The organism is Amycolatopsis keratiniphila, from assembly GCF_000400635.2.
GTDB lineage: Bacteria > Actinomycetota > Actinomycetes > Mycobacteriales > Pseudonocardiaceae > Amycolatopsis > Amycolatopsis keratiniphila.
Genome location: NC_021252.1, coordinates 2,164,803 through 2,176,540 on the forward strand (window position 1 = coordinate 2,164,803; position 11,738 = coordinate 2,176,540).

10 protein-coding genes and 1 riboswitch are annotated in these 11,738 nt (G+C 70.4%); of the genes, 7 read left to right on the forward strand and 3 right to left on the reverse strand.

Annotated elements, in window-relative coordinates:
* Positions 1-27 precede the first annotated feature (27 nt).
* Positions 28-1,314: an MFS transporter gene (locus AORI_RS51050; protein WP_016332395.1), complete on the reverse strand. Its 1,287-nt coding sequence runs from the start codon at positions 1,312-1,314 to the stop codon at positions 28-30.
* Positions 1,315-1,405: 91 nt separating this feature from the next.
* Complete coding sequence (locus tag AORI_RS51055) at positions 1,406-3,511, reverse strand: RecQ family ATP-dependent DNA helicase (RefSeq protein ID WP_016332396.1); 2,106 nt, start codon at positions 3,509-3,511, stop codon at positions 1,406-1,408.
* 161 nt (positions 3,512-3,672) lie between these two features.
* Between AORI_RS51055 and nadD the strand changes: the two genes are divergently transcribed.
* From nadD to AORI_RS51090, 7 genes are all read left to right on the forward strand, one after another.
* Complete coding sequence (gene nadD, locus AORI_RS51060; protein ID WP_073846459.1) at positions 3,673-4,305, forward strand: nicotinate-nucleotide adenylyltransferase; 633 nt, start codon at positions 3,673-3,675, stop codon at positions 4,303-4,305.
* A gap of 22 nt (positions 4,306-4,327) precedes the next feature.
* The gene (gene rsfS, locus AORI_RS51065; RefSeq protein ID WP_016332398.1) at positions 4,328-4,732 is read left to right on the forward strand and encodes a ribosome silencing factor; all 405 of its coding nucleotides are present in this window, start codon (positions 4,328-4,330) and stop codon (positions 4,730-4,732) included.
* Positions 4,729-5,343, forward strand: a complete 615-nt coding sequence (locus AORI_RS51070) for a histidine phosphatase family protein (RefSeq protein ID WP_016332399.1) — start codon at positions 4,729-4,731, stop codon at positions 5,341-5,343. The genes rsfS and AORI_RS51070 overlap by 4 nt, the downstream gene beginning before the upstream one ends.
* Positions 5,344-5,346: 3 nt before the next feature.
* Positions 5,347-6,075, forward strand: coding sequence for a diglucosylglycerate octanoyltransferase (octT, locus tag AORI_RS51075; protein WP_016332400.1), 729 nt, complete (start codon positions 5,347-5,349; stop codon positions 6,073-6,075).
* Between the two features lie 10 nt (positions 6,076-6,085).
* The gene (locus AORI_RS51080) at positions 6,086-6,931 is read left to right on the forward strand and encodes a DegV family protein (RefSeq protein WP_016332401.1); all 846 of its coding nucleotides are present in this window, start codon (positions 6,086-6,088) and stop codon (positions 6,929-6,931) included.
* A 146-nt stretch (positions 6,932-7,077) separates the two neighbouring features.
* Positions 7,078-7,800, forward strand: a complete 723-nt coding sequence (locus AORI_RS51085; RefSeq protein WP_016332402.1) for a ComEA family DNA-binding protein — start codon at positions 7,078-7,080, stop codon at positions 7,798-7,800.
* Positions 7,797-10,202: a ComEC/Rec2 family competence protein gene (locus AORI_RS51090; RefSeq protein ID WP_016332403.1), complete on the forward strand. Its 2,406-nt coding sequence runs from the start codon at positions 7,797-7,799 to the stop codon at positions 10,200-10,202. The genes AORI_RS51085 and AORI_RS51090 overlap by 4 nt, the downstream gene beginning before the upstream one ends.
* A gap of 17 nt (positions 10,203-10,219) precedes the next feature.
* Here AORI_RS51090 and thrC read toward each other — a convergent pair whose 3' ends face one another.
* The gene (gene thrC / locus AORI_RS51095) at positions 10,220-11,485 is read right to left on the reverse strand and encodes a threonine synthase (protein WP_005158594.1); all 1,266 of its coding nucleotides are present in this window, start codon (positions 11,483-11,485) and stop codon (positions 10,220-10,222) included.
* Positions 11,486-11,498: 13 nt separating this feature from the next.
* Positions 11,499-11,631: riboswitch (SAM riboswitch) on the reverse strand.
* Positions 11,632-11,738 lie beyond the last annotated feature (107 nt).

An 11,738-nucleotide genomic window follows, 5' to 3' on the forward strand; every position in this document is an offset into this window, starting at 1 on the left:
CCTACCCACATCGTCGGCGACGGAGTTTCAGCGCAGGTCGCTGCCCTTGGTCTCCGGCAGGGTCCGGATGACGAAGAAGGCGATCACCGCGCCGGCGGCCACGTACCAGAAGAACAGCGTCGAAAGCCCGGCGTCGGACAGCGCCGTGAGCACCAGCGGAGCGGTCCCGCCGAACAACGCGACGGTCAGGTTGTACCAGGCGCCGATGCCCAGGCCGCGCAGTTCGGTGGGGAACAGCTCGCTCATGATCGCGGGCGCGATCGACGTCATCGCCGTGTACAGGCAGAGCCCGACGCAGAACACGACCAGCAGACCAGGTAGCCCCGGCCGGACCAAAGTGGACAGCGGGACGATGAGGATGGCGGTCGCCGCCGCCCAGACGAGCAGCTGTGGCTTGCGGCCGAAGCGATCCGACAGGACACCCATCGGGTACTGAAGCGCGACGAACAACGCCGTCGCGATCGACAACGCGAGGAACACGTCGACGTCGTCGGCCTTGCGGGTCTTGACCGCGAACGAGGTCAGCGCGCTGAAGAACGTGTAGTAGCAAAGGGTCGACAGCATCGAGAAGCCCACGAGCTGCACGACGGCTCGCGGGTGCTCGCGGAGGGTGGTGCGCAGCGGTCGCTCGACCCGGCGCGCCGTCGACTTCTTCTCCTCGAAGATCTCGGTCTCGGCGAGACTGCGCCGCAGCCACAGGCCGATGATGCCGAGAACACCACCGAGCAGGAACGGGATCCGCCAGCCGTATGCCGTCAGATCCGCCTTGGACATGGTCCGCGCGAGCACGAATCCGAGGATCGAGGCGATCAGAACGGCGGAACCGGTCGAGATGTAGAAGAAGGCGGAGTACCGCCCGCGGCGGGCGGGCGGCGCGATCTCGCCGAGGTACGCCGAAGCGTTGGAGACCTCGCCGCCGAGCGACAGTCCTTGCGCCACCCTCGCCAGCAGCAACAGGATCGGGGCCAGCCAGCCGACCTGGTCGAATGTCGGCAGGAGGCCGATGGCCACCGAACCACCCGCCATCAGCACGATGGTCAGGATCATCGCGGGCTTCCGGCCCTTGATGTCGGCGAAGCGCCCGAGCAGCATCCCGCCGAGCGGCCGGAAGAAGAACGCCAGCGCGTACGTCGCGAAGGTGTTGATCAACGCCAGGGCTTCGTTGCCCTTTGGGAAGAACTCACTGGCGAAGTAGATGCTGAAGGTCGCGTAGATGGTCCAGTCGAACCATTCCAGCGCGTTCCCGACACTGGCGGCGAACAACTTCTTCACCGGGAGCCGATGCTTCAGCCGCTCCGTCGTTGCGTCCGCCATCGGCACCTCCGTACTCGCGCGTGGACGGAACATTGCCAGAAAGTTCCCGCGCGGGAAAGAACCTGTCGAATGTCGGGATCGGGATCCCCGGTTACGAGGTGCTCGCGAGAGCGAACGGCAGTACGGCGCGAGCCCCGGCCTGGCGGAGCAAGCGCGCGGACAGGGTCATCGTCCATCCGGTGTCGATCAGGTCGTCGACCAACAGGATCGGGCCCGCTGCCGAGGCGACTTCGGCGGCGAGCTCCTCGGAAAGACTGAGGCGATTCCACAGGTCGGCCAGCCGCTGCGCGCTGTTCGCCTGACGCGGGGGCGGCCCCGTCGAAGTCATGGCGCCCAGGTAGTCCAGCCGTCCGATGGACGCCAGCTTCGTCGCCAGACTGTGGACCAGACGCGGGCGGGTGGCGGACGGCACCTCCACGACCGCGACCGGACGCTCCGCCCACTGCCAGCCCTTGAGCACCTCGATGCAGGCTTGGAAGACCGGATCGGGGAGTTCGGTGTCCGCCGCGGACGGACCGACGAGTTCGCGCAGCCGCGTGCCCCAGCCGACGTCGGTCACCCGCCCGACGACCTGACCGGTTTCGGCCTGCTCGCCCGCCGGCAGCCGTCCGGAGAGCGGGACCTCCAGCCCGGCCATCCCGGTCGGCCACATCTTCCTCGGCGCGACCTCGACCCCCGGACGGCGCAGCCGCTGCCGGGTGGCGTCGACGACGTCGTCGGAGATCGTGGTGTCCCAATGCTTCCCGGTGCAGTTGTCGCACCGTCCGCAGGGTGTCGCCTCGGGATCGTCCAGCTGCTTCCGCAGGTACTCCATCCGGCAGCCGGTGGTTTCGAGGTAGGCCAGCATGGCGTTCTGCTCGTTCGTCCGCGCCGCGCTCACCCGCGCGTAGCGTTCCTTGTCGTAGCGCCACTCCTCGCCGGTGCCTTCCCAGCCGCCCTTCACCCGGCGGACGGCGCCGTCGACGTCCAGCACCTTGAGGACCATCTCCAGCCGGGAACGGGACAGCTCGACGAACGGTTCGAGCGCGGGTGTCGACAGTGGACGGTCCGCGTACGCCAGCGCGTTGAGCACCTGAGTCACCCGCAGTTCGTCCGGGAACGCGAGCGAGCCGAAGTACGCCCAGATGTCCTTGTCCTCGTGGCCCGGCAACAGGATCACTTCGGCGCGATCGACGCCACGCCCGGCACGGCCGACCTGCTGGTAGTACGCGATAGGGGAGGACGGAGCGCCGAGATGGACGACGAAGCCCAGATCGGGCTTGTCGAACCCCATGCCCAGCGCCGAAGTGGCCACCAGCGCCTTGACGTTGTTGTTCAACAGATCGTCTTCGGCCGCCTGGCGGTCCGCGGGGTCGGTCTTCCCGGTGTAGGCGGCGACCGGATACCCGCGCTCGGTCAGCAGGCCCGCCACGTCGTGGGCGGCGGCGACGGTGAGCGTGTAGATGATCCCCGAACCCGGCAGCTCCTCCAGATGCTCGGCCAGCCAGGCGAGCCGTGCCTGCGACGTCGGCAGCTTGGCCACCGACAGGTGCAGGCTTTCGCGATCCAGGCTGCCACGCAGGACGAGGGTGTCGCCCCCGTTGCCGATGCCGAGCTGTTCGGCGACGTCGGTCGCCACGCGGTCGTTCGCGGTGGCGGTGGTGGCGAGCACCGGGACGCCGTCGGGCAGGTCCTTCAGCAGCGTCCGCAGGCGCCGGTAATCCGGCCGGAAGTCGTGACCCCAGTCCGAGATGCAGTGCGCCTCGTCGACCACGAGCAGACCGGCGCTCGCGGTCAGCTTCGGCAGGACGGTGTCCCGGAAGTCCGGGTTGTTGAGCCGTTCCGGGCTGACCAGGAGGACGTCGACCTCGCCGGCCGCGATCGCGGCCTGGACCTGATCCCACTCCTGCGGGTTCGCGGAGTTCATCGTCGCCGCGTGGATGCCCGCCCTCGCCGCCGCGGAGATCTGGTTGCGCATCAGCGCGAGCAGCGGCGAGATGATCACGGTCGGGCCGTTGCCCCGCTCTCGCAGCAACGCGGTGGCCAGGAAGTACACGGCCGACTTCCCCCAGCCGGTGCGCTGCACGACGAGCGCGCGACGGCGGTGCGCGACCAGCGCCTCGATGGCCGTCCACTGGTCGTCGCGCAGCCGGGCGCCCTCGCCCGCCAGCGACTGGAGGAGGGTCTCGGCGCGATCCCGGAGAGTCGATGTGTCCACGTCCCCACCTCTACCCCATGCCACCGACGAAGTCGCGATCGGCATGTCGTGAACGGACCGTTCATCCATGGAACCGACTGTAATGTGATCCAGATCACTCCTGTTCGGTGGGTTCGGCGACCCGAGCGTGAAGCCTCGCGCGCTGTATAGGCTCACGACCCATGTCACCACGCAGGATCGGGGTCATGGGCGGCACGTTCGACCCCATTCACCACGGGCACCTCGTCGCGGCCAGTGAGGTCCAGTCGCGATTCGCGCTCGACGAGGTCATCTTCGTGCCCACCGGTCAGCCGTGGCAGAAGTCCGACAGGGTGGTCACCCGCGCCGAGGACCGCTATCTGATGACGGTGATCGCGACGGCGTCCAACCCCGTCTTCTCGGTCAGCCGCGTCGACATCGACCGCGTCGGGCAGACCTACACCGTCGACACCCTGCGCGACCTGCGCGCGGAGTATCCGGACGACCAGTTGTTCTTCATCACCGGCGCGGACGCGCTCGAACAGATCCTCACCTGGCGCAACGCCGACGAGCTGTTCGACCTCGCGCATTTCATCGGTGTCACCAGGCCGGGTTACCGTCTCAACTCGCAGCATCTGCCGAGCGGGAAGGTGAGCCTGGTCGAGGTGACCGCGATGGCGATCTCGTCCACCGCGTGCCGCGAGCGGGTCGAAGGCGGGGAGCCCGTCTGGTACCTCGTTCCCGACGGTGTGGTGCGCTACATCGCCAAAAAGGACCTCTATCGCAAAGACCGGGGTTCGCCACCGGGTACCCTCGTCGGGCGCACCCGCGAGTAAAGCCATCTGTTTGAGGAGAACTGTGACAGCCACGTCCGAGGCACGAGAGCTGGCCGTAGCGGCCGCCCATGCGGCGGCGGACAAGAAGGCGAGCGACGTGGTCGTGCTGGACGTGTCCGACCAGCTGGTCATCACCGACGCCTTCGTCATCGCGTCCGCGCCCAACGAGCGCCAGGTCGGCGCCATCGTCGACAACGTCGAGGAGCAGCTGCGGCTCGGCGGGCACAAGCCCGTCCGCCGCGAAGGCGCCCGTGAAGGCCGTTGGGTCCTGCTGGACTACGTCGACGTCGTCATCCACGTCCAGCACCAGGAGGAACGCTCCTTCTACGGTCTCGAGCGGCTCTGGAAGGACTGCCCGCGGATCGAGGTCGCCGGTCTGGAGACACCCGCCGAGGAGGACCCCGCCGACGCGCAAGGCGCCTCGTGAGCCCGCGGCGGCTGGTGCTCTGGCGCCACGGCGAGACCGATTACAACGCGGCGGGCCGGATGCAGGGGCATCTGGACTCCGCGCTGACCCAGGTCGGCTGGAACCAGGCCAGGTTCGCCGTTCCTGCGCTCGCCCGGTTCTCCCCGGATCTGGTGATCGCTTCGGATCTGCGCCGCGCGACCGACACGGCCACGGTGCTCACCGAGGCCATCGGCGTCCCGCTGCGCATCGACAAGCGCCTTCGGGAAACCCATCTGGGTGAATGGCAGGGCTTCACCGGCCAGCAGGTCGACGAGGCGTACCCCGGCGAACGCGCCCGCTGGCGTGTCGACGCGACCTGGGCGCCGCCCGGCGGCGAGTCGCGGGTCGACGTCGCCGAACGCGCGCTGGAGGTCGTCGCGGACCTCGATCAGGCCAATTCCGAGGCCGGCGACGCCGTGCTGCTGGCGACGCACGGCGGTCTGATCATCGCCCTGACCGCGAAACTGCTCGGCCTGCCGGTCGCGTCGTGGCCGTCGCTGGGCGGGATCGCGAACTGCCATTGGGTCGAGCTGACCAGGCGTGACGGCAACTGGCGCCTGGCCGCCTACAACGCGGGAATCACCGGCTGATCCATGGCCCCGCGCCTGCTGGTGTTCGGCGATTCCCTCAGCTTCCACGGCCCGGACGGCCCGCACGCCGCCGACGACGCGCGCCTGTGGCCCAACGTCGCGGCCGAGGCGCTCGGCGGTGGTGGGGTGGACCTCGTCGCCGGATTCGGCTGGACCGCCCGTGACGCCTGGTGGTCACTGATCGGCGACCCGCGGGTCTGGGCGGATCTCCGTCACGTCGACGCCGTCGTGCTGGCCGTCGGGAGCATGGACACGCTGCCCTCGCCGCTGCCCACCTACCTGCGCACCGGCCTGCGGTACCTGCGGCCCGATCCGCTGCGGCGAGTGGCGCGCAAGGCCTATCTGGCCGCCCAGCCGCGGCTCGCGATCGCTCTCCGAGGACGTCCGGTGGTCCTGCCGTCGAAGCTCACGATCCAGTACCTCGACACCGCTGTCGGCGCTTTGCGCACGCTGCGACCGGAGCTGCCGATCTTCGGCATGCTGCCCTCCGTGCATCGATCCGACTCGTACGGCCGCGTCCACACCGCCCGCGCCGGTGCCGCCGCGGCCCTCGCCGCCTGGGGGCGGCGCGCGGACGTCCCGCTGCTGGATCTCGAAGCCGTCGTCGGCGACCACGTGCTGAGCGGACGGGGCAATCCGGACGGGATGCACTGGGGATGGGAAGGACATGCCGCCGTCGGCGCGGAAATGGCCCGCCTGATGGCCCCGGTGCTCCGCCCCTCGGCAACGTAGGCTGGCTGCCGTGTCGGTCGCCGTAGTCACGGATTCCACCGCCCACCTGCCGGAAGGCTTCGCCGAACGGAACGGGATCCGGGTGGTCCCGTTGCATGTCCTCGTCGATGGCGTCGTGTTCCTCGACGGCGTCGAGATGGGGCCCGCGGCCCTGGCCGAGGCGCTCGGCAAACGCAGCCTGGTGACGACCTCCCGGCCGACGCCGGCCGAGTTCGTCAAGGAGTTCCGGGCGGCGCTGGCCGAGGGCGCGGACGCCATCGTGTCGGTCCACCTGTCGCGGGAGCTGTCGGGAACCTGGGAGGCGGCGGTACTCGCGGCCCAGGAGGTCGGGCCGGACAAGGTGCGCGTGGTCGATTCGCGCAGCACCGCGATGGGGCTCGGGTTCGCCGCCCTGCGCGCGGCGGGCGCCGCCGCGGCCGGAGCGGAACCGGCCGAGGTGGAGGCGGCCGCGGTCGACGCGGTGAACCGTTCGGAGACCCTGTTCGCCGTCGAGACCCTCGAATACCTGCGCCGCGGCGGACGGATCGGCCCGGCGGCGGCCCTGCTCGGTACGGCGCTCGCGGTGAAACCGGTGCTCCACATGTCCGAAGGCCGGATCCAGCCACTGGAGAAGGTGCGGACGATGAATCGCGCGGTGGCGCGGCTGGTCGAACTCGCCGTGAAGGCGGCCGAAGGCGGGCTCGCCGACATCGCCGTCCATCACCTGGCCTCGCCCGAGCGCGCCGTCGAACTGGCCAACCGGCTCGAGGAATCCATCGATTGCCCGGAAGGGTGCGTGGTCTCGGAAATCGGCGCGGTCATCGGGGCCCACACCGGACCCGGTGTGCTCGGTGTCGTGATCCAGCGAACGGGCTAGGGAAACCCGCCAGCGTCCCACAAGGTCCCGACGGGAAACGGTGATCCGGTCCCGGTCGCGGCCGAGTTGTCCACAACACCCCACTTGTCCACAGCCTCGGCATTCACCACTCCCGCCCGCCGCCTCCCCTCCGTAGGGTCGTTCACGTGTTCGACCAAACCGCCCGGTCACCGGGTCCCTCCGTCAACGCCAGGCTGGCGTGGCTGGCCGCCCAGCTGTCGCCGCCCACCCAGGGCCCGCCCGCGGGCAGGCTCGTCCGCCGCTGGGTGCCCGCCCGGTTCACGGCGGACGGGATCCCGGTGAACCGGCGGTGGTTCGCCGTGGTGGCCGTGCTGATCGCGGTGGCCGTGATCGTGGCCGGAGCGATCGCCTTGTTCGGACACCGGCCGGGGGCGGAGACCGTGCCGCCCCTGCCGTCGGCGAAGGCCGCCGGAGACGTCCCCGCCGCGGCGGGCAAGGCGCCTCTGGTGGTCAGCGTCGTCGGCCGGGTGCACAGACCCGGCCTGGTCACGATCCCTCCGGGCGCACGGGTCGCCGATGCCCTCACGGCGGCCGGTGGGGCACAGCCCGGAACGGATCTGACCGGAGTGAATCTGGCCCGGCGGCTCACCGACGGTGAGCAGGTGGCCGTCGGTGTCCCCGTCCCGGCCGCGGCCGGAACGGCGGCACCGGCGGGAAAGCTCGACCTGAACACGGCCACGGCCGAGCAACTCGACACGCTGCCCGGGGTCGGCGAGGTGATGGCGAAACGCATCGTCGACTGGCGGTCCGGGCACGGCGGGTTCACCACCGTCGAGCAACTCCGTGACGTAGAAGGGATCGGCGAAAGCAAGTACCGAAAGCTCCGGGAACTGGTGTCCGTCGGATGAACCCGTCCGCCGATCCGTCCGAAGTGGACACCGCGTCGTGGCGGGGTCAAGACCTGCGGCTGTTACCGGCCGCGGCGACGGCCTGGCTCGGCACACTTTCCGGGCTTCTCGCCGGCTGGTGGATCACGATGCTCTGCGGTGCGGCCGCCGTGGTGCTCGCGATCATCGCCGGTGTCCGTGCCCGCCGGACGGCGTCCCGGTGGGTGGCGGGCCTGGGTGCCCTGGCGGTCCTCGGCGTGCTCACCGCCGGCCCGGTGGCGCTGCGGATCCGGGCCGCCGAGCACGACGACCTCCGTGCCGCCGCCGCACGGGGGAGCGACGCCACCACGACGGTGGTGGTCACCGAGCGGCCACGTCCGGTCCGCGGAGCCGGATACGCCGATCGCCGGGCGGGCACCCGCCTGATGGTCATCGCCGCGACGGTGGGCACCGCGGTGGCGGGTGAGCGGGTGGTGGATTCGGCCGGCCGGATTCTCCTGCTCGCTCCCGCCGAGGGATGGACGGACCTGCTGCCCGGGCAGCAGGTCACCGCCTCCGGGCGGCTCGCACCGGCGAAGGGGGCCGAGCTGACGGTCGCGGTCCTCTCGGTGCGAGGCCCGCCGTCGGCCGTCGCGCCGGCGCCCTGGTGGCAGCGAGCCGCGGAATCGCTGCGCACCGGGCTCCGGGAGCTGTGCGCCGTCCTCCCGGAGGAGGAAGCCGGTCTCGTGCCCGGACTGGTCGTGGGGGACACGAGCACCCTCTCCCCGAGGGTGGAACACGAGTTCACCGACTCCGGCATGTCCCACCTGATGGCCGTGAGCGGTGGGAACGTGGCGATCGTCTGCGGCTCGATCCTGCTCCTGCTGCGAGTGCTCCGGGTCGGGCCGCGGACTTCCGCCGCCGCGGCCGCCGTGGGGCTCGCCGGGTTCGTGGTCCTCGCCGGGCCCGCGCCCAGCGTGCTCCGCGCCGGGGTGATGGGGGCGGTCGGGCTGCTGGCGCTGGCACTGGGGCGCCGGGGTTCGGCGCTGCCCGCGCTGGCGTTCGCGGTGGCAGGGCTGGTGGTCGCCGATCCCGCGATGGCCGCAGACTTCGGGTTCGCGCTTTCGGTGCTCGCCACGGCCGGGCTCGTACTGCTGGCGCCGAGGTGGGCGGACTGGCTGGTCGGACGCGGCGTTCCGGCCGGCTATGCCGAGGGACTGGCCATCCCGCTGGCCGCGTTCGTGATGACGGCGCCGGTCATCGCGGGTATGGCGGGATCGGTCAGTCTCGTCTCGGTGCTGACCAACGTGCTCGCCGCGCCGGTGGTCGCACCGGCCACCGTGTTCGGCGTGCTCGCCACCGCCGTCGGGCCATGGTGGCCGTCGGCGGGCAGACTGCTCGTCCGCCTGACCGAACCCGAGGCGAGCTGGCTCATCACCGTGGCCCGTCACGGTGCCCGGGCGCCGGGCGCGGTCGTGGACTGGCCGGATGGCTGGTGGGGTGGGCTTTTGGCGGCCGGGCTGCTCTCCGTTCTGCTCGTGGTCGTCCGGTTGCGGCACGGCAGGATCCTGCTGGCGGTCGCGTTGGCCACCGGGCTGGTCGTCTTCGTGCCGGTGCGGGTGCTGGCGCCGGCGTGGCCGCCGTCGGCGTGGAATGCCGTCGCCTGCGACGTCGGGCAGGGAGATGCCGTCGCCCTCGCCACGGGCGAGCCGGGGAGGGCGGTCCTGGTCGACACCGGGCCGGAACCGGGACCGGTGGACGAATGCCTGAGCAGGCTCGGCGTGGACCGCGTGCCGCTGATCGTGCTGAGTCATCTGCACGCCGACCACATCGGCGGTCTCGGATCAGTCTTCGAGGGCCGGTCGGTCGGAGCGGTCGCCGTCGGGCCTGGCCGGGCTCCGGCCTGGGCGTGGCAGCAGGTCGCGGACGAGACGGCGCGCCGCGGGATTCCCTTGCTGGAGCTGGAGATCGGCCAACGCCTGGAGTGGCAGGCGTTGTCACTCGACGTACTGGGTCCGCGCTATGTCACCCGGCGCTCTGTTCGTGAACAGGACGGTACGGTGATCAACAACGGTTCGGTCGTCCTGCGCGCCGGGACCCCGGCGGGCCGGTTACTGCTGACCGGCGACATCGAGCTCGCCGCACAGGCCGACCTGATGGCCGAGGGAGCAGACCTGCGTGCCGAAATCCTGAAGGTCCCGCACCACGGAAGCCGTTACACGGCACCGGATTTCCTCAACGCCGTCGCGCCACGGGCCGCTTTGGTGAGTGTCGGTGCCGGAAACACCTACGGTCATCCGAACAAGTCCACTTTGGACAACCTGGTGGCGGTCGGCGCGTCGGTCGCCCGGACGGACACGGACGGCGACACCGCGGTGATCGCCGACGGGCGAGGCCTCGCCCTGGTACGACGGGGTGAGCCCCGCGGCCCGCCTCGTTCCTGAGGCGGGCCGGCGGGAACTCAGATACCCAGAGCTTCGCGGACCGCGTCGGCCGAGGCGCTGACGGTGGCCTTCGGGCCGATCTTGTCCTCGACGGCGTCGAGGGTCTTGAGGCCGTCACCGGTGATCAGCAGGACGATCTCCTCGTCCGGGTTGAGCTTGCCGGTCTCGATGAGCTTCTTGGCCGTCGCGACGGTGACGCCGCCCGCGGTCTCGGTGAAGATGCCTTCGGTGCGGGCGAGCAGCCGGATGCCCTCGACGACCTCTTCGTCGGTGACGTCTTCGATCGCACCGCCGGTGCGGTTGACCACGTCGAGCACGTAGGGGCCGTCGGCCGGGTTCCCGATCGCCAGCGACCGGGCGATCGTGTCCGGCTTGACCGGCTGGACGACGTCGTGGCCGGCGCGGAAGGCCGCCGAGACGGGGGAGCAGCCCGTGGCCTGCGCGCCGAACACCTTGTACGGCGTCTCGTCGACGAGGCCGAGCTGGCCGAACTCACGGAAACCCTTGTCCACCTTGGTGAGCTGGGAACCGGAGGCGATCGGCACCACGATCTGGGAGGGGAGCCGCCAGCCGAGCTGTTCGGCGACCTCGAAGGCCAGCGTCTTGGAGCCTTCCGAGTAGTAGGGCCGGACGTTCACGTTCACGAACGCCCAGCTCTCCTGTTCGGCGGCGAGCTGGGTGGCGAGCCGGTTCACGTCGTCGTAGTTGCCGTCGACCGCGATCAGGTCTCCGTCGTACACGGCGGTGGTGAGGATCTTGGCGCGCTCAAGGGTCTTCGGGATCAGGACGACCGACCGCCAGCCCGCACGGGCCGCCGCGGCGGCGACGGCGTTGGCCAGGTTGCCGGTCGACGGACAGGCCAGCACGTCGAACCCGAATTCGCGGGCGGCGGCCAGCGCGACGGCGACCACGCGGTCCTTGAACGAGTGCGTGGGGTTCCCGGTGTCGTCCTTGACCCAGACCTTCTTGACGCCCAAGGCTTTCGCGAGCCTGTCGGCCTGGATGAGCCGCGTGGCGCCGGGTTCGGTGTTGGGGATTTCTTCGACGTTCGACGGAACGGGAAGGAGCTTCTTGTAGCGCCAGATGTTCTTCGGCCCGGCTTCGATGTCCTCGCGGCGCACGCGGCCGAAGTCGTAGGCGACCTCGAGCGGCGAGAAGTCCTCGGCGGAAACGAATTCGGGGGCGAGCGGCTGCCGGTGGCCCTCTTCCTTCGACACCAGTTCGACGGCCGGTCCGAGATCCGGGGTCTTGGTGGTGGAGGTCGTGCCGAGGGTTGCGGTCATCGCGAGGTTCCTTTCCTCATCTGCCCCGCCGTGGCGGGCCGGAATTGGCACCGTGTTCGTCAGCTACCCCGCGATCGCGGGATGACAGGCTGACGCCGGTTGCCGGGGCTTCATCGGGCCGTTCCCTCTGCCCCTCTGGATGAGCGGTATTCGATTGTCGGCACGCGTGTCATCGCGTCGCCTCGCCAACACCGTACGACATGAGGCTCCGGTGGGGCCACCGTGCCCGGAACACATCACCGGACAAAGCACA